Raw genomic sequence first — 21,969 nt, 5'->3', positions numbered from 1 at the left:
CCTGCCGGTTTCAGAGCCGCTTGAACACCAGGCTGCCGTTGGTGCCGCCGAAGCCGAAACCATTCGACACAGCCACGTCCACCTGCACCTGGCGCGCGATGTTGGGCACGTAGTCGAGGTCGCAGCCTTCGCCGGGCGCGTCGAGGTTGATGGTCGGCGGGATCACGCCGGTGTGCAGCGCCATCACGGTGAACACCGCCTCGACGCCGCCGGCGGCGCCGAGCAGGTGGCCGGTCATCGACTTGGTGGAGCTGACCATGGTCTTGTGGGCGTGTTCGCCCAGCGCGCTCTTGATCGCCAGGGTTTCGCCCAGGTCGCCCAGCGGCGTGGAGGTGCCGTGGGCATTGAGGTAACCGACCTGTTCGGCGTTGACGCCGGCGTCCTTGAGCGCGGCGCGCATGCAGCGCGCGGCGCCGTCGCCCGATTCGCTGGGCGCGGTCATGTGGAAGGCGTCGGAAGTGGCGCCGAAGCCGGCGAGCTCGCAGTAGATGCGGGCGCCGCGGGCCTTGGCGTGTTCGTACTCTTCCAGGACCAGGATGCCGGCGCCGTCGCCCAGCACGAAGCCGTCGCGGTCCTTGTCCCAGGGCCGGGAGGCGCGGGTCGGGTCGTCGTTGCGGGTGGACATGGCCTTCATCGAGCAGAAGCCGCCCACCGAGGTCGGCGTGCAGCCGTGCTCGGCGCCGCCGGCCACCATGATGTCGGCGTCGCCGTACTGGATCATGCGCATGGCCATGCCGATCGAATGGTTGGCCGTGGCGCAGGCCGACACCGCCGAGAAGTTGGGACCCTTGATGCCCTTGAGGATCGTCAGCTGGCCCGGAAGCATGTTGATGATGGTGCTGGGCACGTAGAAGGGCGAGATCTTGCGCGGGCCGCCTTCGTGCAGGGCGATGGCGGTGTCTTCGATGCCACGCACGCCGCCGATGCCCGAACCGACCAGGGCGCCGATGCGTTCGGCGTTTTCGTCGGTGATCTCCAGGCCGGCGTCGTCGATCGCCTGGAAGCTGGCGGCCAGGCCGTAGTGGATGAAGGTGTCCATCTTCTTGACGTCTTTCGGCGGCAGGAAGGACTTGGCATCAAAATCGCGCACCTCGCCGGCGATGCGGGTGGCATAGGCCGAGGCATCGAAGTGGGTGATCTGGCCGATGCCGCTGCGGCCGGCCTCGATGCTTTCCCAGGCCGAGGCCAGGGTATTGCCGATGGGCGAGACGATGCCCATGCCGGTGACGACGACGCGACGATGACTCATGGCGAAACTCCGCGATGGATTCAGGGTGTGCGGCCAGGCCGCACCTGCGCCGGCGATCATGCCGACATTTGGACCGGATGCCGCAAACGCGCAGGGCCGCGCAAGCGCGGCCCCGGCGTAACTCCCGTCAGGCGGTCAGGCCTTGACGTGGGCCTTGATGTAGTCGATGGCCTGCTGGACCGAGGTGATCTTCTCAGCCTCTTCGTCCGGGATCTCGCACTCGAACTCTTCCTCGAGGGCCATGACCAGCTCGACGGTGTCCAGCGAGTCGGCGCCGAGGTCGTCCACGAACGAGGCGTTCACGGTGACTTCTTCTTCCTTCACGCCCAACTGCTCGATGACGATTTTCTTGACGCGTTCTTCGATGCTGCTCATGGATCTGTCTCCTCCCGGAGGGATGTTTGCGGGCGCATTGTAATCAAATGCCGGCCGCGGCGGGCGCCGGACGCGCCGCGGCCTGGGATCGGGTGGCTGGATTCTAACGCAAATCCAGCCGCCACAAGGACTTAGGGCATGTACATGCCGCCGTTTACATGCAGGGTTTCGCCGGTGATGTAGGCCGCAGCCGGACTGGCCAGGAAGCCAACGGCCCGGGCGATGTCGGCCGGTTCGCCGAGTCTGCCCAGGGCGATCTGGCCCACCAGCGCCTCGCGCGAGGCCTCCGGCAGGTCCTTGGTCATGTCGGTCTGGATGAAGCCCGGGGCGACCACGTTGACCGTGACGCCGCGGCTGCCGATTTCCTTGGCCAGCGACTTGCTGAAGGCAATGATGCCGGCCTTGGCCGCCGCGTAGTTGGCCTGGCCGGCATTGCCGGTGACGCCGATGACCGAGGCGATGTTGATGATCCGGCCCTTGCGCGCCTTCATCATGCCGCGCATCACCGCCTTGGAGGTCCGGAACACCGAGCTGAGGTTGGTGTCGAGGATGGCCTGCCAGTCCTCGTCCTTCATGCGCATCAGCAGGTTGTCGCGGGTGATGCCGGCGTTGTTGACCAGGATGGAGATGGCGCCGAAGGACTTGGCGATCTCATCGAGCACGGCTTCGACGTCGGCGCTGGAGGAAACGTCGAGCTTGCGCCCCGCCCCGCCCGACGCCGCCAGGCGCTCGCCGATCGCGGCGGCGCCGGCGTCGCTGGTCGCGGTGCCAATGACGGTGGCGCCCATGGCCGCCAGCTCGTCGGCGATCGCCGCACCGATACCCCGGCTCGCACCGGTCACCAGCGCGATCTCACCCTTCAGTTGTTCGGACATCGTATTTCTCCAGGACCTTGTTTCAGTCTTTCCAATCCGACAAGGCGGAATCGAAGTCGGCGGGGGTGCCCAGGGCGCGGGCGTCGAGGGATTTGTCGATGCGTTTGGCCAGGCCGGCAAGCACCTTGCCGGGGCCGCATTCGGCGATGCGGGTGGCGCCCTTCGCGGCCAGGGCCTGAACGCATTCGGTCCAGCGCACCGGCAGGTAGAGCTGGCGCACCAGCGCGTCGCGGATGGCCTGCACGCCTTCGTGCACTTCGCCGTCGACGTTCTGCACCACCGGCAGCTGCGGTTCGCGCCAGTCCATGCCGGCCATGACTTCCGAAAGACGATTGGCCGCCTCGCGCATCAGCGGCGTGTGCGAAGGCACCGACACCGCCAGCTTCACCAGCTTGCGCACGCCACGCGCCTGCAGTTCGGCGATGGCGCGGTCCACCGCGGCGGCGTGGCCGCCGATGACCACCTGGCCCGGCGAATTGAAATTGGCCGGCACCACGACATCCTCGCCGGAAACGGCCGCGCAGACTTCCGCGACCAGTTCGTCTTCCGTGCCCAGCACCGCGGCCATGGCGCCGGTGCCCGCGGGCACCGACTGCTGCATCAGCCGGCCGCGTTCGCGCACCAGGCGGGCGGCGTCGGCCAGCGACAGCGAACCGGCGGCGACCAGCGCCGCGTATTCACCCAGGCTGTGGCCGGCCAGCAGCTGCGGGCGGGCGCCACCGCGCGCGCACCAGGCGCGCCAGGTCGCCACGCCGGCGGCAAGCAGGGCCGGCTGGGTGAACTCGGTCTGGTTGAGCTGCTCTTCGGGACCCTGCTGCGACAGTGCCCACAGGTCCACGCCGGCACCCTGCGAAGCTTCGTCGAAAGCGGCGCGCGCCTCCGGATGGGCGGCGGCGAGTTCGGCCAGCATGCCCAGCGACTGGGAGCCCTGGCCGGGAAATACGAAAGCGATGGTCTGGCTCATCGGCGGTCCGGTCTGCGTAATCGGCGAATGATAAGCGACACGGGCGGCAAACCGTCTGTACCGCCGCGTAGGGTCAGGCGGTGGCGCGCGCCAGGCTGGTCAGGGCTTCGGCGACGTCGCGCGAACGCCGTCCGAACAGGCAGGCCAGCGGCGACAGCCAGCACAGCCGCGAGGCCACGCGCGCGACTTCGGCGCGCACTTCAGGGGTTTCCCGCGCCAGGTGGGCCTGCAGCAGGCGGACGTGTTCGCCTTTCTGGCCGGACAGGAAACGCGCGGTCGAGTGCGCGTAGAACAGCACGTCGCGCGCCTGCGCCGCCGGCAGCGACATGCTCGTGCCGGGGTCTTCCTCGAGATCGATGAAGCCGATGCGGCCGTCGCGCACCGTCATGTTGCGGGCGAAGGCCTGGCTCAGGTAACCGCCGCGGGCATGCAGCGCGGCCAGCGCATCGAGCCCGAGCTGCACGAGGTCGCGGCGCTTGCCGGCATCGGGCTCGGCACGGCAGACCAAGGCCAGGGTCGGGCCCAGGTCGCCAAGCAGGAGTTCGCGATCGCCCACGGCCAGTAGCGGCGGCACGTTGGCGCCGAGCGCGGCGAGGCGGTTGATCATGGCCTGTTCGGTGCGGCAGGCCAGTTCGGGCGAAAGCGGCATCGGCGCCAGCAGCGCGTTCGCGCCCAGGCGCCGCGCCACCCAGCGCAGCGCGGCGATGCGCCGGCGGTGGCCGCCATCGGCATAGGTCTTTCGCCAGGCGACCTGGCCTTGCCAGCTTTCGCGCCGGACCCGCGTCGCCGCCATGGTCAGTAGCGGATGAGCGCCGAGCCCCAGGTGAAGCCGCCGCCGAAGGCTTCAAGCAGCAGCAGCTGGCCGCGCTGCACCTTGCCCGAGCGCACGGCCTCGTCCAGCGCCAGCGGCACCGAGCCCGAGGACGTATTGCCGTGTTTGTGCACGGTGACGATGACACGGTCCATCGGCATTTCCAGCCGCTTGGCGGTCGCTTCGATGATGCGCAGGTTGGCCTGGTGCGGGATAAGCCAGTCCAGGTCGGACTTGTCCAGGCCATTGGCGGCCAGGGTTTCGTCGACCACCGCGTCGAGCGCCTTGACCGCATGCTTGAAGACTTCGTTGCCGGTCATCAGCACGCGCACGCCGGCATTCTTTTCCTCGGGCTTGAAGCCCACGGAAACGCCGACCGGGTTGTACAGCAGTTCCTTCTTGCCGCCGTCGGCGTGCAGGTGGGTCGAGAGGATGCCGGCTTCGGCATCGGCCTTGAGCACCACCGCGCCGGCACCGTCGCCAAACAGCACGCAGGTGTTGCGGTCGGACCAGTCGAGCATGCGGGTCAGGGTTTCGGCGCCGATAACCAGCACGGTGCGGGCGTTGCCCGAGCGCACGAAGGCGTCGGCGACGCTGAGCGCGTAGATGAAACCGGAACAGGCGGCGTTGACGTCGAACGCGGCGCAGCCGTTCGCGCCCAGGCGGTGCTGCACCAGGCAGGCCGTGGACGGGAAGATCAGGTCGGGCGTGGTGGTGCCCAGGATGATCATGTCGAGCTGGTCGGCGGTGACGCCGGCCGCTTCCATGGCCGCACGCGCGGCGCGTTCGGCGAGGTCGGCGGTGGTTTCACCCTCGACCACCACGTGGCGCTGGCGGATGCCGGTGCGCGAGGCGATCCATTCGTCGGTGGTTTCGACGAACTGTTCGAGGTCCTTGTTGGTAAGGACCTTTTCGGGCAGGGCGCTGCCCGTCCCTGCAATACGCGAGAACACGGCCATGGTCACTTCCTCTGCCAACCGTCAAAAACGCACGCGGCGGGCCTGGCCCGCCGCGCAAGGCTCACGTTAGGCCAGCCCCTGCGACGGCAGGGTGCGGCCAAGGGCCTCAGTCTTCCTCGACCACCGAGGTCTTGGTCGCGATGACCTTGCGACCGCGGTAGTAGCCGTCCTTGGTGACGTGGTGGCGCAGGTGGGTCTCGCCCGTGGTCGGGTCGGTGGCCAGCTGCTTGGCGGTGAGGGAGTCGTGCGCGCGGCGCTGGCCGCGGCGGGACGGGGAAACACGGGACTTCTGGACGGCCATGGCTTGTCTCCAACTACTTCTTCTGTTCCTTCAACGCGGCGAGCGCGGCGAAAGGGTTTGGTTTCTCTTCCTCTTCTTCGGCTTCATCGGGCCATTGGGGCTCGATTTCCGCAGAATCGGGGTCGATCGGTACCACCGGCACGGCAAGGATCAGTTCGTCCTCGACCAGGCCGGCAGGGTTGAGCTCGCCACTGGCGTCGAGCAGGAGGGGTTCGACGCCCTCCGGCAAGGCTGCTTCCTGCGACTCGTCGGTGATCAGGCCCAGGCGCTGGTCTATGCGCACCGGATGCAGGAACCGTTCGAGCGTACGCTGGCACAGCAGCGGCAATTCGGCCTCGGCACGAACTTCGACGTAGCGCATACCCAACGCGTCCACGCCGAATTCGACCTCGAACCGGCAATCTCCCTCGGCGTCCGCCAGCACCGGTCGCAGCCGGGGCATCCCGGACAGCGGCAGGCGGCCATCGAACAGCCGTTTGGCCGCAACCATGCGCCAGGCATCAAGCACAGGGGGCAAGGGAGCGGACATAAGCGCGGGATTTTAGGCTCCGCACCCAGCGATGTCAAACCTTAAGTGACTGGACCGACAGGGGTTTGCCGCCCGCCGCGACGCTGGTGCAGACTGCCCCCAGCCAACGGAAAACCGCATGGATACCCTTATAACCCTCGGGCTGGCCAGCCTGGCCCTGGCCGCCGCCCTGCTTTGGTGGATCCTGCGCGGCCGGCGCCGGGAACGCAGCCTGGTGCGCCTGCTCGACCTCGCCGACGAAATGGAAGGCCTGCTCGACCGCAGCCAGGTGCACATGCAGTCCCTGCAGACCGTGGTCGGGCGCGTGCCCGCCGACATGGCGGCCGTGGCCCAGGCCTCGCTCGAAAGCGCCCTGCCCGTGCGCGAGGCCAAGCGCGACCTGCTCCAGCACCGCCTGTGGATAAAACACCACGGCCAGGACGCCCGCCAGGCCGAGCTTGACGCCGCCTGCGCCGCCCTGGACCGGGCCCGTGAACGCCTGGCCGGCGGCCTGGCCGAGCTTGAGCGCGCCGGCGCCGAACTGGCCCAGGCCACCGAAGCCAGCGAGCTGGCCGCCGTGCGCGAGCCCCCCACCCTGCGCCGGCCTGCGTCCAAGCCGTGACGCCGCTGATCCTGGCCTCCACCTCGCGCTACCGGCGCGAGCTGCTTGAGCGCCTCGCCCTGCCCTTCAGCGTTGAACGCCCCGACGTCGACGAAAGCCAGCGGCCCGGCGAAAGCCCGCTGGCCCTGGCCCGCCGCCTGGCCGAAGCCAAGGCCCGCGCCGTGGCCGCATCCCGGCCCGAGGCCTGGGTCATCGGTTCGGATCAGGTCGCCGAGCGCGACGGCCAGCCGGTCGGCAAACCCGGTGACCCGGCCACGGCGATCGCCCAGCTGCTGGCCGCCTCCGGCCGGGAGCAGCACTTCCACACGGCCTTTTGCCTGTTCCGGCAGGCCGATGGCGGCCTGTTCGCCGGCGAGGACCTCACCGTAGTGCGCTTCCGCGACCTGCAGCCGGACGAAGTGGCGCGTTACGTGGCCGCCGAACAGCCGCTGGACTGCGCCGGCAGTTTCAAGTGCGAAGGCCTGGGCATAAGCCTGTTCGAGGCCATCGACACCCGCGATCCCACGGCCCTGGTGGGCCTACCGCTGATCGCCCTGTCCGCCGCCCTGCGCCGCGCCGGCTTCCGCCTGCCCTGAGGGTCGCCAGGTCACCGGCTGTGCCGGCCAGTCCTCGACGCCGCCCTCGGCGGTGAACAGCCGAAGGCCCAGCCAGGCACGGCCGGCAGCCGCGCCGGGGACGGCCGGCATCGTCAGCCGGAAACCAACGCGGTCGCCGTCGGCCGGCGCCAGGTCCCAATAATTGGCGACATCCGGACGCGGCAAGCCGGGCTCCGCCTCCGCCACGACCTTGCCGCCCAGCAGGAATTCGACCCGGGTGACCCGGCTGCCGGACTTGAGCGCCCAGCCTCGCACTTCGTCGCCCGGCGCCAGGCGCGCGCCGCGGGCCGGCGCCTCGAGCCAGGCCAGGGCCGGCAGGCTGCAGTTGCCCGCGGACATCGCCGCGTCCTGCCGCTGCAGTTGAAAACGCAGGAAACGCTTGCGCCCGTGGTCCACGTTCAGCACGCGCGGCGCCGGCAGGCGGCCGGCGCGGTCGCACAGCTCGCGGTAGGCCGCCAGCCGCTGGCGCAGCGGCCGCGCCGTGTCTTCGACCACCAGCAGGACCGGCCGCCCCGCCCAGTCGCGGGCACCGTCGTCGACCTGCCCCCAGTCCGCCAGTTGCACCGACCGGCCGTGTTTTTCATTGAGCGGATGCGGCAGCACGCGCACGTCGTCGCGGCCCAGCGCCAGCCGCAGCTGCGCGGCCAGCATGAAGTTGTCGGCCACCAGCACCGTGTTGGCCGGCATCGCACGCAGGTCTTCGCGCACCGCCGCCGCGGCCTCCGACCAGCCACTGATGTTGTCGGCGTAGGCCGGACCCGCGGCCAGCCAGCCGCGGCCCTGCGCGCTGGCAAGCAGCGCCAGGTAGGCCAGCAACACGGCCAGCCCAAGCCCCGCCGCCGCATGCAGCCAGACGCGCGCACGGGGCCGCCAGCGCGCCAGCACCGGCGGCGCCACGCAGCACAGCGCGAGCCAGCCCGCCAGCGGCCAGTGGAAGCTCACGCGTTCGGCGTCGGTGAAAAACCCGAAGACGAAATAACCGGGCACCGCGACCAGGCCCAGGCCGAGCATGAAGGCCCAGGCCGGTTCACCGTCGCGCCGGCGCCGCCAGCATTCGATCAACGACTGCACCAGCAGCCAGGCCAGCGGCGGCGTCAGCAGCAGCACCTGCACCAGCGGCCACCACAGGCCGCGCCACTGCGGCTGCCAGGGGTGGCGGTCGACGAACTGGAAGCCCAGGCCGGCGCCGGCGTGCGACAGGTTCCAGGCCAGCACCGGCACCCAGGCAAGCGCACCGACGGCCAGCGCGGTCCAGAAACCCGGATGCCGCAGCAAGGCGCGTCCGGCCGGCGTGCAGGCCAGGCCAGCGGCGCCGGCCAGCACCACCAGCGCGAACCGGTAGTGCGCGAACGCCCCCATCGCCAGCGCCAGCGCCAGCTGCACCAGGCCCCAGGTCGTGACCCGGCGCATCAGCGACGCAAACGCATCCAGGCAAAGCAGCGCCGCGACCAGCATCGGCACGTCCGGCAGCGCCAGCACGCCCATCAGCCCGGCCAGCGGCATCAGCAGCGCCAGCAGGCCCGCCTGCCAGCCGGCTTCGGCGCCGAACCAGCGCCGCGTGATGCGCACCACCAGCCACGGCAGAAGCGCGCCGAGCAGCACGAACGGCAGGCGCAGCGCGAACACGCCCTGCCCGCCCACTTGCGCGCCAATCCACGCGATCCAGGCGGTAAGCCCCGGCAGGTCGGAATACACCCAGGCCGGATGCCGCGCTTCCCACGCATAAAACGCTTCGTCGCCGAACGGCTGCAGCGTCGCCGCCAGCACCAGCTTCGCCAGCAGCAGCAAGGCCCACAGCGCGAGGAACTTCACGCGTTTCGAACTGGTCCGCATGCCAGCATCCACAAGGTATCCTTCCTTAACTCAACGCCGGGACGCACGCATGCACGCGCAGGCCAAACAAGCCGACATCCTACCCGAGCGCACCCGCCAGGCCCTCGACGACGCCCTGGCCCAGGTCAACCAGCTGGTGCTGGGCAAACCACGCGAAGTGAAGCTGGCGTTCACCACGCTGCTGGCCGGCGGCCACCTGCTCATCGAAGACCTGCCCGGCCTGGGCAAGACCACCCTGGCGCGCGCCATGGCCGCGACCCTGGGCCTGGATTTCCAGCGCATGCAGTTCACGTCCGACCTGCTGCCCTCGGACATCATCGGCGTGTCCATCTACGACCAGGCCGCGCGCGAGTTCCGCTTCCACCCCGGCCCGGTGTTCACCCAGCTGCTGCTGGCGGACGAAATCAACCGCGCGCCGCCGCGCACGCAAAGCGCCCTGCTTGAAGCCATGGCCGAACACCAGGTCACGCTCGACGGCACCACGCACGCGCTGTCGCAGCCGTTTTTCGTGATCGCCACGCAAAACCCGGTCGACCTGGCCGGCACGTTCCCGCTGCCCGATTCGCAGATGGACCGGTTCCTGCTGCGCCTGCACCTGGGTTATCCCGACGCCAGCGCCGAACGCGAGATGCTGGCCGGCGCCGATCGCCGCGACCTCATCGCGCACTCCATGCCGCGCCTGTCCGCCGAAGAGGTTCTGGCGCTTCGCACGGCGGTGGGCAATGTGCACGCCAGCGACGCGCTGGTGGCCTACGTGCAGGCCCTGCTGCAGGAGAGCCGCCGGCACCCGGGCGTGCAGGTCGGGCTGTCGCCGCGCGCCGGCCTGGGCCTGCTGCGCGGCGCCCGCGCCCTGGCCCTGCTCGACGGTCGCGACCACGCGCTGCCCGAGGACGTGCAGGCGCTGTTCGCCGCCGTTTCCGCACACCGGCTGGTGCCCGAGTCCGAGGCCGAGGGCCGCGATTCGCTCGCCCAGGGCATTCTTCGCGCGGTGGCCGTGGACTGATCCGTGGCGCGCACGCCCGACCTCGTCGACCGCTTCAGCGAACGGCTCGCCCGGCTGCCGCTGGTCAAACCACGCCAGGTCGAAGACCTGCCGGTGCACATCGACCGTCGCCGCATCTACGTGCTGCCCACCGGCTTCGGCCTGTTCCTGTCGCTGATGCTGGTGGCGATGGTGCTGGGCGGCCTGAACTACAACAACAACCCCGCCCTGCTGCTGGCTTTCGTCACCATCGCGGTGGCGCACAACTCGCTGGTGCAGGCGCACCTCACGCTTTCCGGCCTGCGGCTGGTGGCGCTGCACGCCGAACCGGTGTTCGCCGGCCGGTCCATCGCGGTGCGCGCCGCCTTTGAAGCCACCGGTCTGCGCCGCCGCCCCGGCCTGGAGCTGCGCGCGGGCGATGCCGAAAGTTTCCTCGACATGGCGCCGGGCGAACGCGCCGAAGTCACCTTGGTGCTGGCGACACGCCGCCGCGGCTGGCTCGATGTCGGCCGCCTGCGTCTGTCGACCATCCGTCCGCTGGGCCTGGCCCGGGCCTGGACCTGGCTGCTGCCGCGCACCCGCCTGCTGGTTTATCCCTGCCCGGAAACCGGCCAGGTGCCGCTGCCCGACCACGGCGGCGACAGCACCTCGCGCCGCACCCGCCAGCACGGCGAACAGCCACACCACCTGCGCGAATACCGGCCCGGCGACGCGCTCAAACAGGTCGCCTGGAAACCCTCGGCGCGCGCCGAGCGCCTGCTGGTGCGTGAATACGAAGCCAGCGCCCCGCGCGAACTCGAACTCGACTGGGACACGCTGCATGGCATGGCCCACGAAGCCCGCATCCGCCGGCTGGCGCGCTGGGTGGTGGACGCCGAACGCCTGGGCCACCGCTACCGCCTGCACCTGCCCGCCGCCACCCTCGGCCCCGGCCGTGGCCCCGACCACCGCCATGCCTGCCTGCGCGCCCTGGCGCTGATGCCCCATGGCTGATCCGCTGCCGACGCCGCTGCGCCGCTGGTGCATGGCCGCCGCCGGCGCCTGCCTGCTGCCCCTGCTGCTGCAGGTGCCGGCCGGGCTGGCGTTCGCGCTGGGCGGCATCGCCGGCCTGGGCTACGTGTTCGACCGACGCTGGCCCGGCCTGCTGCGCATGGCGGTGGTGGTGATGGTGATGGGTTACCTGCTTTTCACCTTCGGCTTCAACCTGGGCCGCGACACCGGCACCGCGCTTCTGGCCACCCTGCTGGCGGTGAAACCCGGCGAAACCCGCACCCTGCGCGATGCCCGCAGCCTGCTTGGTTTTTCGCTGTTCGCGCCCTTCGCGGCCTTCCTGCAGGACCAGGGGCCACTGGTGCTGCTGCTGGCGATGCTGGCGCTGGGCCTGCTGCTGGTCGGGCTGGCGATGCTGGCCGAACACCGGCCGCTCGCGCGGTGGCGATCGCACTGCCGCTGGCGCTGGCCGCGTTCTGGCTGTTCCCGCGCCTGTCGACGCCGCTATGGGGCATGCCCGAAAACGTGCTGGGCCAGGGCGGGCTGGGCGAAAGCATGAGCCCCGACCAGTGGGTGGACATGTTCGCCGACGACGGCCCGGCCCTGCGCGTGCGTTTCCTGGACCCGCCGCCACCGCCGCAGCAGATGTACTGGCGCGCGCAGGTGCTGTGGAACTTCGATGGCGGCAGCTGGACACGCGAACCGGGCATCCAGGGCCTGGCCGCGGCGCGGGTGGAGGCGGGCAACAGCGTGCTGCGCTACGAAGTCACGCTCGAACCCACCGACCAGAACTACCTGGCGGTGATGGACCTGCCGATGCAGGCGCCCGACGGCGGTCGCCTGCTTGCCGATGCCAGCGTGGTCACTTCGTCACCGGTGAGCCGCATGCGCAAGTACGAGGCGGTGTCGGCGCCCGGCGGCCGGCTCGGCATCGAACTTGAACCGGGCGTGCGCCGGCTGGCAACGCGCCTGCCGGCGGACTTCAACCCGCGCACGCTGGCGCTTGGCCGGCAGTGGCGCGCCGAAGCCGGCGACAACGACGCCCTGGTGGTGCAGCGCGCGCTGGACTGGATCGACCGGGAGTTCAGCTACAGCCTGTCGGTGCCACCCACCGGGCGCCATGCCGTCGATGAATTCCTGTTCGACACAAAGATCGGTTTTTGCCAGCACTACAGCTCCGCCTTCGCGGTGCTGATGCGCTCGGCCGGCATTCCCACCCGCGTGGTGCTGGGTTACGCCGGCGGCTACCGCAACCCCTATGCCGACTACTGGGTGGTGCGGCGCATGGACGCGCATGCCTGGAACGAGGTCTGGCTCGAAGACCGCGGCTGGGTGCGCGTGGACCCGACCGCCGCCGTGGCGCCGGTGCGCGTGCTCGACACCGTGGCCGACCGCCAGCGCAGCGAAGCCTTGCTGCCCGAAGGCCTGGCGCCGGTGCGCGACCTGGCCGACTGGGCCCGACGCGGCTGGAACGACCTGGTCCTGGCCTTCGATGCCGAGCGCCAGGCGAAGCTGTTCCGGCCGCTGGGCGTCGACCAGGCCAGCGCCACCCAGCTTGGCCTGGCCTTCGCGGTCGGCGCCGGCGCGGTGATGCTGCTGACCCTGTGGTACCTGATGCGCGGCCAGCCGGCCAGCCGCGATCCGCTGGTGGCGGCCTGGCTGGAATTCGTCAAGCGCCTGCGCCGGGCCGGCCTGGCCAAGGATCCTTCGGAGCCACCGATCGCGTTTGGCCGCCGCCTGTCAGCGGCCCTGCCCGCCCGGTCGGCGGAACTGGAATCGCTCAGCCGGCGTTATGCCGCCTGCCGCTACGCTCGCGGGGGATTGCCCGACGACGAACAACGCCAGCTTATTGCCGAACTGCGCGCGTTCCGCCCCGGCAAACCACCCCGCCCCACCGGAGACTCCCGATGAACCGTTTGCCGACCCGCCTGCTTCCCGTGTTCGCCGCACTGGCCCTGGCCGGCTGCGTTTCCGCGCCCAAGGTGCTCGACGGCGCCTATGCCCCGGTGCAGCCGGGTGACGTCGCCCGCTCCGGCGCCACCGGCGACATCGTCCGCTGGGGCGGCCGCATCGTGCGCGTCGATCCGCTGGCGGCGCAGAGCTGCTTCGAAATCGTCGGCGTTCGCGTGGGCGCCGACGGCCGCCCGCTGGCGCGCGACCAGAGCGACGGCCGCTTCATCGCCTGCCGCGCCGGTTTCTACGATCCGGAAGTGTTCCAGGCCGGCCGCGAGGTCACCATTACCGGCCGCGTCACCGGCTTTGAAACCCGGAAGGTCGGCGACTACGACTACCGCTACCCGAGCGTCGCCGCCGACGTCATCTACCTGTGGCCCGAGCGCAAGGACGTCGACGTCATCGTCGAACGCTACCCGTTCTGGTGGTAATACCGGCCGGTCTCAGCCGGGCGGCCAGGCCATGGCGCGCCCGGCCAGCAGGTGCAGGTGGATGTGGTACACAGACTGGCCGCCGTCGCCGTTGCAGTTGATGACGACGCGATAACCCTTTTCGGCGAAACCTTCGGCCTTGGCGAACGCCGTCGCGGCGGCCACCAGGCGGGCCACCACGGCTTCGTCGCCAGGGGCCAGGTCGTTCAGCGTCGCCACGGGCGTCTTGGGAATGAACAACACATGCACCGGCGCCTGCGGATTGATGTCGCGGAATGCCAGCACCTGCTCGTCTTCGTAGACGATGTCGGCGGGGATCTCGCGCGCGATGATCTTGTCGAAGATCGTAGCCATCTTTGGCTCCTCAGGAAGTGATCTGCGTGCGCGAACCGAAGGCATGCGCCAGCGTGCCGCGGTCCACGAATTCAAGCTCCCCGCCCAGCGGCACGCCGTGGGCCAGGCGGCTGGGGCTGACGCCGGCCTGGTGCGCCAGCTGCGCCAGGTAATGCGCGGTGGCCTCGCCTTCGACGGTGGGATTGGTGGCGATGATCAGCTCGCGCACTTCGCCCTGGGCCAGGCGCGCAGCCAGCCGGTCCAGGCCCAGTTCGCGCGGGCCGATGCCGTCCAGCGGCGACAGCCGACCCTGCAGCACGAAATACAGGCCGCGGTAGCCGGTGGCGGTTTCGATCGCCAGCCGGTCGGCCGGTGATTCGATGGCGCACAGCAGGCTGCGTTCGCGCGAGCCGCTGGCGCAGATCGCGCACACCGGAGTTTCGCTGAAGTCGCGGCAGGTTTCGCAGTGCCCGACGTTTTCCACCGCCTCGGCCAGCGCCGCGGACAGCCGCAGGCCGCCCTCGCGGTCGCGTTCGAGCAGGTGGTAGGCCATGCGCTGCGCCGACTTCTGGCCGACGCCGGGCAGGCAGCGCAGGGCCTCGATCAGCTGCGACAGCAGCGGCGAGGCGCTCACGGGCGGCTCAGAACATGCCCGGCAGTTTCATGCCCGGCGGGATCGGCATGCCCGCGGTGGCCGCCGACATGCGCTTCTGGCTTTCTTCGTTGGCCTTGTTCACCGCGTCGTTGAAGGCGGCGGTGACCAGGTCTTCGAGCATTTCGGCGTCGGACAGCACCGACGGGTCGATGCGCACGGCGCGGCATTCCATCTTGCCGGTCAGGGTGATCTTGACCATGCCGCCGCCGGACTGGCCCTGCACCTCCAGGCCGCCCAGTTCTTCCTGGGCCTTCTTGAGGTTGTCCTGCATGCGCTGGGCCTGCTGCATGAGTTGGGCGATGTTGCCTCGCATGGTGGTTTCCTTTGCTGTCAGTGTTCGTCGAGGGGACGGACGGAATCGGGAACAAGCCGGGCGCCGAGCTGCACGAGCCGGGCAACCACGGGGTCGGCCAGGAAGTCGGCCTCGGCGTCGGCCTGGCGCTCGCCGCGCTGGCGTTCGGTGCGCGCGTGCAGGGTTTCGGCACCGGCGGCGGCGCGCGCGGATTCAAAGCGCACCTGCGGCGCCTGGCCCAGCGGGCCGGCCAGGGCCTGGGTCAGCTGGCGCACCAGCGATTCGCTGCGCAGGTGGTCGAAGCTGTCGGGCAGCGACAGCGACAGCACGCCGTCGCTGAAGCCGCAGAAGGCGCAGTGCGCCGCCAGTTCGCGTACCGGGCCGCGCAGGCCGGCGTCGGCCACCAGGTCCAGCCAGTCTTCGACGGTGGCCAGGCGCGACGGGGCACCCGCCGCGACGGGCGCGGCCGGAGCCGCCGGGGCTTGAACCGGTGAAGGTGCGGGTGCCGGCACGGAGGCAGGCGCGGGCTCGGCCCCCCTGGCGACGGGTTGCTGCATCGGCGGTCGCGCCGGAGCCGGAGCCGGGGCCGGTGCAGCCACGGCAGGCGGCCGCTGGCTGGCCGCGGAGGCTGCCGCGCTCGGGGCCGGCGCCGCAGAAGCCGTGCCCTGGCCGATCGCCGCCGGGCGGGCGCCACTGCCCTGCCCGGCCGGCCGGAAAGCCAGCATGCGCAGCAGGGTCATTTCAAAGCCGGTGCGTGGGCTGGGCGCCAGGCCCAGGTCGCGGCGGCCGGTGACCGCCATCTGGTACCAAAGCTGCACCAGCTCGGCCGAATGACTGGCCGCCAGGCCGGCCCAGGCCGCGGGCAGGTCCTCGCCGGCGGCGCCGGGCACCAGCTGCTGCAGCTGGATGCGGTGCAGGGCGACGGCCAGGTCTTCGAGCACGTGGCCAAAATCCGGCGAATAGGCCGCCAGCGCCTCGATGCGCTGCATCAGCGCGGCGCCGTCGCCGGCGCCCAGGGCCTCGAGCAGGCCACCGACCTGGCCACGGTCGACGGTGCCGAGCATGGCGATCACGGCCGCCTCGCCCAGCTGGCCGCCGGTGTAGGCGATGGCCTGGTCGAGCAGGGACAGGCCGTCGCGCAGGCTGCCGTCGGCGGCGCGCGCCAGCAGTTCGATCGCGGCCGGCTCCGAGGCGATGCCCTCGGCTTCCAGGATGCGCTGCATCTGCCCGGAGATCTGGCCCAGTTCGAGGCGGCGCAGGTTGAACTGCAGACAGCGCGAAAGCACCGTCACCGGCAGTTTCTGCGGGTCGGTGGTGGCCAGCAGGAACTTCACGTGGCCGGGCGGCTCTTCAAGCGTCTTGAGCAGCGCATTGAACGCGCTCTTGGACAGCATGTGCACTTCGTCGATCAGGTAGACCTTGGTGCGGCCGCGCGCCGGCATGTACTGGGCGTTGTCGATCAGTTCGCGCACGTCGTCGACGCCGGTGTTGCTGGCGGCGTCGATCTCGAGCAGATCCACGTAGCGGCCGGCGTCGATGTCCACGCAGGCGCCGCACTCACCGCAGGGTTCGGCACCGCTGCCGCGTTCGCAGTTGAGCGACTTGGCGAAGATGCGGGCGATGGTGGTCTTGCCGACGCCACGGGTGCCGGTGAACAGGAAGGCGTGGTGCACCTTGCCGGTTTCCAGGGCATTGGAAAGCGCGCGCACGACGTGCTCCTGGCCCACCAGTTCGGAGAAGCGCCGGGGGCGCCATTTGCGGGCAAGGACGAGATAGGACATGGCGCCATTGTGCCAACCCCCCTGCCCCCCGGCCAGCGGGCCCACGCGGCGCTTGTGGCCGAACCCGCCGACCGGTATCATTTCGCGCTCGCATCCAGCCTTTACCTCTGCGGAGAGGTGTCCGAGTGGTTGAAGGAGCACGCCTGGAAAGTGTGTAAGCGTCTAAACCGCGCTTCGGGGGTTCGAATCCCCCTCTCTCCGCCAAAATCCAGCGGCGCGCCCCGGCCAGCACGGCCCCGGCGCGCCGTTTGCTTCAATGGTGGCCCCGTCGGCCTCCCGCGACGCTAGTCCGAAAACTCCGCCAGGGCCGGAAGGCAGCAACGGTATTGGATGACGCGGGTGCCGGGTGTAACCGGCGGGGCTGCCACCCAAGCCTACGGATGCAGCCAGGTGGCCTCGCCATCGGCGTAGCGTTCGTGTTTCCAGATGGGCACGCGGGATTTGACCTCGTCCAGGATCCAGCGGCAGGCATCGAAGGCCGGGCCGCGGTGGGCGGCGCTGACGCCGACCCAGACCGCCATTTCCCCCAGGGCCAGCTCGCCCACGCGATGCACGCAGGCTGCGTCCGCGATATCGAACCGTCGCATCGCCTCGGCGATGATGCGCAGGCCCTCGGCTTCGGCCAGGGCGGCATAGGCTTCGTAGCGCAGGCCCAGCACGGCCCGGCCCGCATGGTGGTCGCGCACCCAGCCTTCGAAACTGGCAAACGCACCCGCCTGCGGTGACTGCAGCCGCCGGCGCAGGGGCGCCGGGTCGAACGCGGCGTCGCTGAGCGCGAAACGCGTCATCCGCCCGACACCGGCGGGATGAAGGCGATCTCGGCGCCTTCGCGCGGCGCCACGCCCCAGTCGACGAACTCCCCGTCCATGGCCACGCGCAGGCGCTGCGCGGGCAGGCTGAAACCGTGTTTTTCGCGCAGGTCTTCGTACAGGGCCGGAAGCGAAACCGGCAGCGGCATGGATTCGCTGGCCACGCCGGCGGCGTCGCGCAGGCTGGCGAAATAAAGCACCGTCACGCTCATGCCCGCACCTTGCCCACGTCGCGTTTGCCGCCGCGTTTGGCCAGCAGTTTCGCCGGGCCGATGACGATGGCATGCGACAGCGCCTTGCACATGTCGTAAACGGTCAGCGCGGCGACGGTGGCGCCGGTCAGGGCCTCCATTTCCACGCCGGTGCGATGCGTGGTGCGTACCGCGCACTCGATGCGCAGCACCTTGTCCGAGTGCCAGGCCAGGTCGAAGCGGCAGCCTTCGATCGGCAGCGGGTGGCAGAACGGCACCAGTTCGTGCGTGCGCTTGACCGCCATCGTGCCGGCGATGATCGCGGTGTCCATCACCGCGCCCTTGGCGGTTTTCATGCCGCCCTTGCGCAGCGCCGCGGCCACCGCCGCCGGAAAGCGCACCCGGCATTCGGCAACGGCTTCGCGCGCCGTCACCGCTTTGCCGGTGACATCCACCATCGCCGGGCGTCCGGCCGCGTCCACGTGGGTGAGTTTCTTCTTCGCCATCTCAGCCGCCTATGAAGTACATCTCGATGCGCCGGCCCTTGCCGGGCACGCCTGCGCGCTGTTCGCTGTAGCGGTCGGCGCGGGCCAGCCAGGCCTCGCGCAGGCGCTCGGCGACGGTGTCTTCGCCGGCCGCGATCGCCTCGCGCAGCGGCAGGCCCTTGCCGGCGAACAGGCAGGTGAACAACTGGCCGTCGGCCGACAGCCTGGCGCGGTGGCAGTCGCCGCAGAAAGGTTCGCTGACCGAGCTGACGAAACCCACTTCGCCGGCGCCGTCCGCGTAGGCGTGGCGGCTGGCCACCTCGCCCCGGTAGGCCTCGCGCAGCGGCCGCAGCGGCCAGCGTTCGGAAATGGTGTCGCGCAGCTCGCGCGAGGACACCACGTTCGCCGCCTGCCAGCGGTTGCAGGTGCCGACGTCCATGAACTCGATGAAACGCAGCACGTGCGGCGTACCCCGGAAGTGGCCGGCCAGCGCCAGCACCTGCGATTCATTGACGCCGCGCTGCACCACGCAGTTGATCTTGAGCGATTCAAAGCCGGCGGCCTCGGCGGCGGCGATGCCGGCCAGCACGTCGGCCAGTTCGCCGCGGCCGCCGGTGAGTTCGCGGAACAGCGTCGGGTCCAGGGCATCCAGGCTCACCGTGAGCCGGCTCAGCCCCGCTTCGCGCAGCGCCTTCGCCTGGCCGGCGAGCAGCGCGCCGTTGGTGGTCAGGGCCAGGTCGGTGATGCCGGGCACGCGCACCAGCCGCGCCACCAGCTGCGGCAGGTCCTTGCGCAGCAGCGGTTCGCCGCCGGTCAGGCGCAGCTTGCTGACGCCCAGGCGGGCGAAGGCGCGCACCGCGGTTTCGATTTCATCGAAATCCAGGCGGCCGGCGCGGCCCAGCGTGCCGTCCGGCGGCGTGCTGTCGGCCGGCATGCAGTAGGGGCAGCGGAAATTGCAGGTTTCGATGACCGACACGCGCAGGTCGTGCAGCGGTCGGCCCAGCCGGTCGCGCGGGGCCGGGGCGTCGGCGGTCAGGGCGTTCATGGCGCCTCCGGCTGGCCGGGCGACGGCAGGGGATCGGCCAGCGCCAGCACGTCGCCGGCCCTGGCGACCCGGTGGCCCCGGTCGCGCATCGCCGCGCCGTCGGCCGGCGAGGCGTAGTGGTAGAGCACGCAGCGCGACAGCAGGCCCGCCGGGTACTCGCGCTCAAGATCGTCCAGGCCGCTGTGCGAGGGATTGCCCTGCAGCGCGCAGTCGTGGGCGACGATTTCGCCGGCACCGGCGAACTTCGCCAGCATTTCCGGAACAGGACGGGTGTCGCCGGTCCAGACCAGGCTGCCCGGCAGGCGCAGCGCAAAAGCGGTGTCGGGCAGGTGGTGGCGCACCGGGAAAATGTCGTACCACTGCCCGGCGTGCCAGAAGCCACGACTGACCGGGACGAGCTGGAACGCATCCCACCAGTTCGCGTCGCCTTCCGCGACCACGCCCGGGTAGTCGGCCAACCGCGCCTGCAGGTGCGGCAGCACGCCGACCGGCACGTACAGGCGCACCTTGCCGCGCCGCGCCGGATCAAAATAAGTGGCGAAGAACAGCCGCTCCAGCCCGCCCACGTGATCCATGTGCACGTGGGTGATGAACAGTGCGTCGGGCAGGCTGCCATAAATGCCTTCGTAGGCGGTCAGCGCTTCCTGGCCGCAGTCGACCATCAGCAGCGGTTCGCCGTCGCGTTCGAGCACCGCCGACGACGAGCCCAGCGTCACCGCCGACTGCGAATTGCCGACCCCCAGGAAGCGCAGCGACCAGCTCATCGGTTCACCTCCATGGCCACCGTCTCCGCGGAACCGGCGAAGGTTTCTTCGTAGGCCTGGCGCAGGCGCGCGAAGCCCTCGCGCCAGGCCTCGCGCCCCGGGCCGGACAGCTTGGCCAGCGAACGCGTGAGCCGGGCCAGGTTGGCTTCGCGCCAGCCGGCGGTAGGCCAGGCCGCGGCGCCAGTAGCCGGCCAGCAGCGGCGCCGGCACTGGCAGCCCCTGCGCGCGCAGCGCGGCCAGCAGGCGGAATTCGGCGAAACTTCGGACGCGGTCTTCGCCCAGCCACAGGTAGGCGTCGCGACTGGCACGCGCGGCCAGGCCACCGCGGCGATAACGGCGCAGCACGCCGCGGCCGAAGGCGCCCTGGACGAACCAGGCCGCGCCACGTCCGCCGGCGGCGACCGGGGTTGCGGCGGGATTCCAGGCGTCCGGCTCCAGCGCGTCGGCCGTGGCTTGCGGCCAGCGCGCGGCGTCGAACACAATCGCCCCCTCCCCTCGCGCGTCGCGGATCGGCTGCCTGGTCGCGGCGATGGCGGTGGTGTTTCCCATTCGTGCAGTCTAACCAATGCCCGTGAAGCCCGCGCCGCGATCGATCTGCCTGCTGCGCCTGTCGGCGCTGGGCGACGCCGTGCACGCCCTTGCCCTGGTCCGTGACCTGCAGCAGGCCTTCCCGGGCGTGCCCATCACCTGGGTCATCGGCAAGGGCGAGGCGAAGCTGCTTGAAGGCCTGGACGGCGTCGAATTCGTGGTCTTCGACAAGAAGGCCGGGCTGGCGGCCTGGCGCGAGCTGCGCGCCCGCCTGGCCGGCCGCCGCTTTGACGTGCTGCTGAACATGCAGCTGGCCCTGCGTGCCGGGCTGGCGTCCACCGCCATCCGCGCCGGGCGCCGCATCGGCTTCGACCGCGGTCGCAGCAAGGAAGGCCACGGCCTGTTCATCAACGAACGCATTTCGCCCGGGGGCCACCACGTGCAGGACGCCTTCCGGCAGTTCCTGCTGCCGCTGGGCGTGACGCCGGGGCCGGTGCAGTGGCGGTTGCCGGTGCCCGACGACGCGCACCGCTGGGCCGCCGAACAGCTGCCCGGCGACACGCCGACCCTGCTGGTGTCGCCGTGTTCAAGCCACGTGCTGCGCAACTGGCGGCCCGAACGTTATGCCGCGGTCGCCGACCACGCGGCCTCGAAGGGCTGGCGGGTGGCCCTGTGCGGCGGCCGCAGCGCGCTCGAGCGCGAAACCGCCGACGCCATCCTGGCCGCGATGCAGGCACCCGCGCTGGACCTGGTCGGCAAGGACACGCTCAAGCAGCTGCTGGCCCTGCTCGGCCGCGCGCGGCTGGTGCTGACGCCCGATTCGGGGCCGGCACACATGGCCAATGCCATGGGCACGGCGGTGCTGGGCCTGCACGCCTGCACCGATGCCGAACGCTCGGGTCCGTATTCGGACCGGCGCTGGACGGTGAACCACTACGACGCGGCGGCGCGACGCTTCCTGGGCAAACCCGCCAGCGCCCTGCCCTGGGGCAAACGCGTGGAATTCCCCGGCGCCATGGACCTGGTGCAGGTGGACGAAGTGATCGCCCGCTTCGACGCCTTCTGCGCGCAGGCCGGCGCCTGAGTCAGGGGCGCGGGCCCGACCGGTAGTCCTGGTAGGACTTTTCTTCGACGTAGGCCGAACCCAGGGCCAGGTTGATGTCCTTCTTGATGCGCGCGCGTTCGTCGTTCTCGAAATAAACGGCGCGGGCCAGGCGGATGAACTCCTCGTCGAAGGCCTGGGCCTTTTCCTTGAGCCGGATGTCGTCCTCGATCACCCACAGGCGCTCGTTGACGGCCTTGAGCTCGGCGCGCAGGCGGGCGATGTCGTTGCCGGCGGCGGGATGGGCCATCCAGGTGGTTTCGAGCGCGGACAGCTCGGCGCGCACGTTGGCCAGCTTGGCCGGGTCGGACATGCGCTCGGACTTGATCTGCAGGATGGCGATCTTGTCGAGCAGTTCGCCGAAGGAAACGGGGACTTGGATTTCGGACATGACGGGCTCCGTGGCAAGGCCGGAAGTGTAGCGCGGGCGGCGCGGCGACCATGAAAAAGGGGCCCTCGCGGGCACCAACAAAAAAAGGGGCCCTTGCGGGCCCCTTCTTGTTTGCATCTGGCGGAGAGGGAGGGATTCGAACCC

General features: G+C 70.5%; 27 protein-coding genes, 1 tRNA gene, 1 other RNA gene and 1 pseudogene. 10 read left to right on the top strand and 20 right to left on the bottom strand.

The window, feature by feature from the left end; translation table 11 throughout:
- Positions 1-10: 10 nt before the first annotated feature.
- The 8 genes from fabF to AACZ35_RS01935 form a co-directional block, all read right to left on the bottom strand.
- On the bottom strand, positions 11-1,249 hold the full coding sequence (gene fabF, locus AACZ35_RS01970) for a beta-ketoacyl-ACP synthase II (protein ID WP_339825419.1): 1,239 nt from the start codon (positions 1,247-1,249) through the stop codon (positions 11-13).
- Between the two features lie 135 nt (positions 1,250-1,384).
- The gene (acpP, locus tag AACZ35_RS01965; RefSeq protein ID WP_034210536.1) at positions 1,385-1,624 is read right to left on the bottom strand and encodes an acyl carrier protein; all 240 of its coding nucleotides are present in this window, start codon (positions 1,622-1,624) and stop codon (positions 1,385-1,387) included.
- 131 nt (positions 1,625-1,755) lie between these two features.
- The gene (gene fabG, locus AACZ35_RS01960) at positions 1,756-2,499 is read right to left on the bottom strand and encodes a 3-oxoacyl-ACP reductase FabG (protein ID WP_339825409.1); all 744 of its coding nucleotides are present in this window, start codon (positions 2,497-2,499) and stop codon (positions 1,756-1,758) included.
- A 22-nt stretch (positions 2,500-2,521) separates the two neighbouring features.
- Entirely contained in the window at positions 2,522-3,463 is a 942-nt protein-coding gene (gene fabD / locus AACZ35_RS01955) for an ACP S-malonyltransferase (RefSeq protein WP_339825406.1), read from the bottom strand.
- A 73-nt stretch (positions 3,464-3,536) separates the two neighbouring features.
- The gene (locus tag AACZ35_RS01950; protein WP_339825404.1) at positions 3,537-4,256 is read right to left on the bottom strand and encodes a hypothetical protein; all 720 of its coding nucleotides are present in this window, start codon (positions 4,254-4,256) and stop codon (positions 3,537-3,539) included.
- Positions 4,257-4,258: 2 nt separating this feature from the next.
- Positions 4,259-5,239 carry a beta-ketoacyl-ACP synthase III gene (locus AACZ35_RS01945; protein ID WP_339825403.1) on the bottom strand — a complete coding sequence of 327 codons (981 nt, stop codon included), beginning with the start codon at positions 5,237-5,239 and terminating at the stop codon, positions 4,259-4,261.
- A 100-nt stretch (positions 5,240-5,339) separates the two neighbouring features.
- Complete coding sequence (gene rpmF, locus AACZ35_RS01940) at positions 5,340-5,534, bottom strand: 50S ribosomal protein L32 (RefSeq protein WP_188661456.1); 195 nt, start codon at positions 5,532-5,534, stop codon at positions 5,340-5,342.
- A gap of 13 nt (positions 5,535-5,547) precedes the next feature.
- A complete protein-coding gene (locus AACZ35_RS01935; protein WP_339825397.1) occupies positions 5,548-6,063 on the bottom strand; it encodes a YceD family protein in 516 nt (171 codons plus the stop codon).
- A gap of 118 nt (positions 6,064-6,181) precedes the next feature.
- Here AACZ35_RS01935 and AACZ35_RS01930 point away from each other — a divergent pair, with 118 nt between their 5' ends.
- Positions 6,182-6,664, top strand: a complete 483-nt coding sequence (locus AACZ35_RS01930; protein WP_339825394.1) for a hypothetical protein — start codon at positions 6,182-6,184, stop codon at positions 6,662-6,664.
- On the top strand, positions 6,661-7,239 hold the full coding sequence (locus AACZ35_RS01925; RefSeq protein ID WP_339825392.1) for a Maf family nucleotide pyrophosphatase: 579 nt from the start codon (positions 6,661-6,663) through the stop codon (positions 7,237-7,239). The genes AACZ35_RS01930 and AACZ35_RS01925 overlap by 4 nt, the downstream gene beginning before the upstream one ends.
- Here AACZ35_RS01925 and AACZ35_RS01920 read toward each other — a convergent pair.
- Entirely contained in the window at positions 7,183-9,093 is a 1,911-nt protein-coding gene (locus AACZ35_RS01920) for a glycosyltransferase family 39 protein (protein ID WP_339825390.1), read from the bottom strand. The genes AACZ35_RS01925 and AACZ35_RS01920 overlap by 57 nt on opposite strands.
- Positions 9,094-9,142: 49 nt before the next feature.
- Here AACZ35_RS01920 and AACZ35_RS01915 point away from each other — a divergent pair, with 49 nt between their 5' ends.
- The 5 genes from AACZ35_RS01915 to AACZ35_RS01895 are packed head-to-tail and all read left to right on the top strand — an operon-like array spanning position 9,143 to position 13,449.
- Complete coding sequence (locus AACZ35_RS01915; RefSeq protein ID WP_339825388.1) at positions 9,143-10,096, top strand: MoxR family ATPase; 954 nt, start codon at positions 9,143-9,145, stop codon at positions 10,094-10,096.
- A 3-nt stretch (positions 10,097-10,099) separates the two neighbouring features.
- A complete protein-coding gene (locus AACZ35_RS01910) occupies positions 10,100-11,068 on the top strand; it encodes a DUF58 domain-containing protein (RefSeq protein WP_339825386.1) in 969 nt (322 codons plus the stop codon).
- Entirely contained in the window at positions 11,061-11,624 is a 564-nt protein-coding gene (locus AACZ35_RS01905; protein ID WP_339825384.1) for a transglutaminaseTgpA domain-containing protein, read from the top strand. Before AACZ35_RS01910 ends, AACZ35_RS01905 begins: the two co-directional genes overlap by 8 nt.
- A complete protein-coding gene (locus AACZ35_RS01900) occupies positions 11,507-12,976 on the top strand; it encodes a DUF3488 and transglutaminase-like domain-containing protein (protein WP_339825382.1) in 1,470 nt (489 codons plus the stop codon). Before AACZ35_RS01905 ends, AACZ35_RS01900 begins: the two co-directional genes overlap by 118 nt.
- Positions 12,973-13,449 (top strand): Slp/YeaY family lipoprotein, encoded by a 477-nt coding sequence (locus AACZ35_RS01895; RefSeq protein ID WP_339825380.1) that lies wholly within the window; start codon positions 12,973-12,975, stop codon positions 13,447-13,449. The genes AACZ35_RS01900 and AACZ35_RS01895 overlap by 4 nt, the downstream gene beginning before the upstream one ends.
- A 12-nt stretch (positions 13,450-13,461) precedes the next feature.
- Here AACZ35_RS01895 and AACZ35_RS01890 read toward each other — a convergent pair whose 3' ends face one another.
- From AACZ35_RS01890 to dnaX, 4 genes are read right to left on the bottom strand one after another with little or no spacing between them, the layout of a single operon-like run.
- Positions 13,462-13,803, bottom strand: a complete 342-nt coding sequence (locus AACZ35_RS01890) for a histidine triad nucleotide-binding protein (protein WP_339825378.1) — start codon at positions 13,801-13,803, stop codon at positions 13,462-13,464.
- A 10-nt stretch (positions 13,804-13,813) separates the two neighbouring features.
- On the bottom strand, positions 13,814-14,416 hold the full coding sequence (gene recR / locus AACZ35_RS01885; RefSeq protein WP_339825376.1) for a recombination mediator RecR: 603 nt from the start codon (positions 14,414-14,416) through the stop codon (positions 13,814-13,816).
- Between the two features lie 7 nt (positions 14,417-14,423).
- On the bottom strand, positions 14,424-14,750 hold the full coding sequence (locus tag AACZ35_RS01880) for a YbaB/EbfC family nucleoid-associated protein (protein WP_339825374.1): 327 nt from the start codon (positions 14,748-14,750) through the stop codon (positions 14,424-14,426).
- A gap of 17 nt (positions 14,751-14,767) precedes the next feature.
- On the bottom strand, positions 14,768-16,510 hold the full coding sequence (gene dnaX / locus AACZ35_RS01875) for a DNA polymerase III subunit gamma/tau (RefSeq protein ID WP_339825373.1): 1,743 nt from the start codon (positions 16,508-16,510) through the stop codon (positions 14,768-14,770).
- A gap of 111 nt (positions 16,511-16,621) precedes the next feature.
- On the opposite strand from dnaX, the gene AACZ35_RS01870 reads away from it, so the two are divergent.
- A tRNA-Ser gene (locus tag AACZ35_RS01870) sits at positions 16,622-16,714 on the top strand.
- Positions 16,715-16,775: 61 nt separating this feature from the next.
- An RNA gene (ffs, locus tag AACZ35_RS01865) (signal recognition particle sRNA small type) lies at positions 16,776-16,872 on the top strand.
- Between the two features lie 12 nt (positions 16,873-16,884).
- Here the strand turns inward: ffs and AACZ35_RS01860 are convergent.
- The 6 genes and pseudogenes from AACZ35_RS01860 to AACZ35_RS01835 all read right to left on the bottom strand — a co-directional run.
- Positions 16,885-17,298 carry a molybdenum cofactor biosynthesis protein MoaE gene (locus tag AACZ35_RS01860; protein WP_339825371.1) on the bottom strand — a complete coding sequence of 138 codons (414 nt, stop codon included), beginning with the start codon at positions 17,296-17,298 and terminating at the stop codon, positions 16,885-16,887.
- Positions 17,295-17,531, bottom strand: a complete 237-nt coding sequence (locus AACZ35_RS01855) for a MoaD/ThiS family protein (RefSeq protein ID WP_339825369.1) — start codon at positions 17,529-17,531, stop codon at positions 17,295-17,297. Before AACZ35_RS01855 ends, AACZ35_RS01860 begins: the two co-directional genes overlap by 4 nt.
- Positions 17,528-18,016, bottom strand: a complete 489-nt coding sequence (gene moaC, locus AACZ35_RS01850; protein ID WP_339825367.1) for a cyclic pyranopterin monophosphate synthase MoaC — start codon at positions 18,014-18,016, stop codon at positions 17,528-17,530. Before moaC ends, AACZ35_RS01855 begins: the two co-directional genes overlap by 4 nt.
- Before the next feature lies 1 nt (position 18,017).
- Positions 18,018-19,040 (bottom strand): GTP 3',8-cyclase MoaA, encoded by a 1,023-nt coding sequence (gene moaA, locus AACZ35_RS01845; RefSeq protein WP_339825365.1) that lies wholly within the window; start codon positions 19,038-19,040, stop codon positions 18,018-18,020.
- On the bottom strand, positions 19,037-19,804 hold the full coding sequence (locus tag AACZ35_RS01840) for an MBL fold metallo-hydrolase (RefSeq protein WP_339825438.1): 768 nt from the start codon (positions 19,802-19,804) through the stop codon (positions 19,037-19,039). The genes moaA and AACZ35_RS01840 overlap by 4 nt, the downstream gene beginning before the upstream one ends.
- A 219-nt stretch (positions 19,805-20,023) precedes the next feature.
- Positions 20,024-20,353: pseudogene (locus AACZ35_RS01835) on the bottom strand (lipopolysaccharide kinase InaA family protein); the annotation flags it as partial.
- Between the two features lie 16 nt (positions 20,354-20,369).
- Between AACZ35_RS01835 and AACZ35_RS01830 the strand changes: the two are divergent.
- Entirely contained in the window at positions 20,370-21,416 is a 1,047-nt protein-coding gene (locus AACZ35_RS01830; protein ID WP_339825363.1) for a glycosyltransferase family 9 protein, read from the top strand.
- 1 nt (position 21,417) lies between these two features.
- Here the strand turns inward: AACZ35_RS01830 and AACZ35_RS01825 are convergent, their stop codons facing one another.
- On the bottom strand, positions 21,418-21,825 hold the full coding sequence (locus AACZ35_RS01825; protein WP_339825361.1) for a DUF6165 family protein: 408 nt from the start codon (positions 21,823-21,825) through the stop codon (positions 21,418-21,420).
- Between the last annotated feature and the right edge of the window lie 144 nt (positions 21,826-21,969).

Origin of the sequence: uncultured Arenimonas sp., assembly GCF_963976025.1 — a bacterium.
In the GTDB taxonomy this organism is placed as follows: Bacteria; Pseudomonadota; Gammaproteobacteria; order Xanthomonadales; family Xanthomonadaceae; genus Arenimonas.
The sequence above is the reverse complement of the archived record's forward strand: the minus strand, read 5'-3'. Positions and strand labels throughout refer to the sequence as shown.

Excerpts from the sequence above, each read along its gene's own strand:
- fabF (WP_339825419.1), bottom strand. The coding sequence starts at position 1,249 with ATGAGTCATCGTCGCGTCGTCGTCACCGGCATGGGCATCGTCTCGCCC.
- acpP (WP_034210536.1), bottom strand. The coding sequence starts at position 1,624 with ATGAGCAGCATCGAAGAACGCGTCAAGAAAATCGTCATCGAGCAGTTG.
- fabG (WP_339825409.1), bottom strand. The coding sequence starts at position 2,499 with ATGTCCGAACAACTGAAGGGTGAGATCGCGCTGGTGACCGGTGCGAGC.
- fabD (WP_339825406.1), bottom strand. The coding sequence starts at position 3,463 with ATGAGCCAGACCATCGCTTTCGTATTTCCCGGCCAGGGCTCCCAGTCG.
- AACZ35_RS01950 (WP_339825404.1), bottom strand. The coding sequence starts at position 4,256 with ATGGCGGCGACGCGGGTCCGGCGCGAAAGCTGGCAAGGCCAGGTCGCC.
- rpmF (WP_188661456.1), bottom strand. The coding sequence starts at position 5,534 with ATGGCCGTCCAGAAGTCCCGTGTTTCCCCGTCCCGCCGCGGCCAGCGC.
- AACZ35_RS01935 (WP_339825397.1), bottom strand. The coding sequence starts at position 6,063 with ATGTCCGCTCCCTTGCCCCCTGTGCTTGATGCCTGGCGCATGGTTGCG.
- AACZ35_RS01930 (WP_339825394.1), top strand. The coding sequence starts at position 6,182 with ATGGATACCCTTATAACCCTCGGGCTGGCCAGCCTGGCCCTGGCCGCC.
- AACZ35_RS01920 (WP_339825390.1), bottom strand. The coding sequence starts at position 9,093 with ATGCGGACCAGTTCGAAACGCGTGAAGTTCCTCGCGCTGTGGGCCTTG.
- AACZ35_RS01915 (WP_339825388.1), top strand. The coding sequence starts at position 9,143 with ATGCACGCGCAGGCCAAACAAGCCGACATCCTACCCGAGCGCACCCGC.
- AACZ35_RS01905 (WP_339825384.1), top strand. The coding sequence starts at position 11,061 with ATGGCTGATCCGCTGCCGACGCCGCTGCGCCGCTGGTGCATGGCCGCC.
- AACZ35_RS01895 (WP_339825380.1), top strand. The coding sequence starts at position 12,973 with ATGAACCGTTTGCCGACCCGCCTGCTTCCCGTGTTCGCCGCACTGGCC.
- AACZ35_RS01890 (WP_339825378.1), bottom strand. The coding sequence starts at position 13,803 with ATGGCTACGATCTTCGACAAGATCATCGCGCGCGAGATCCCCGCCGAC.
- AACZ35_RS01880 (WP_339825374.1), bottom strand. The coding sequence starts at position 14,750 with ATGCGAGGCAACATCGCCCAACTCATGCAGCAGGCCCAGCGCATGCAG.
- dnaX (WP_339825373.1), bottom strand. The coding sequence starts at position 16,510 with ATGTCCTATCTCGTCCTTGCCCGCAAATGGCGCCCCCGGCGCTTCTCC.
- AACZ35_RS01860 (WP_339825371.1), bottom strand. The coding sequence starts at position 17,298 with ATGACGCGTTTCGCGCTCAGCGACGCCGCGTTCGACCCGGCGCCCCTG.
- AACZ35_RS01855 (WP_339825369.1), bottom strand. The coding sequence starts at position 17,531 with ATGAGCGTGACGGTGCTTTATTTCGCCAGCCTGCGCGACGCCGCCGGC.
- moaC (WP_339825367.1), bottom strand. The coding sequence starts at position 18,016 with ATGGCGAAGAAGAAACTCACCCACGTGGACGCGGCCGGACGCCCGGCG.
- moaA (WP_339825365.1), bottom strand. The coding sequence starts at position 19,040 with ATGAACGCCCTGACCGCCGACGCCCCGGCCCCGCGCGACCGGCTGGGC.
- AACZ35_RS01840 (WP_339825438.1), bottom strand. The coding sequence starts at position 19,804 with ATGAGCTGGTCGCTGCGCTTCCTGGGGGTCGGCAATTCGCAGTCGGCG.
- AACZ35_RS01830 (WP_339825363.1), top strand. The coding sequence starts at position 20,370 with ATGCCCGTGAAGCCCGCGCCGCGATCGATCTGCCTGCTGCGCCTGTCG.
- AACZ35_RS01825 (WP_339825361.1), bottom strand. The coding sequence starts at position 21,825 with ATGTCCGAAATCCAAGTCCCCGTTTCCTTCGGCGAACTGCTCGACAAG.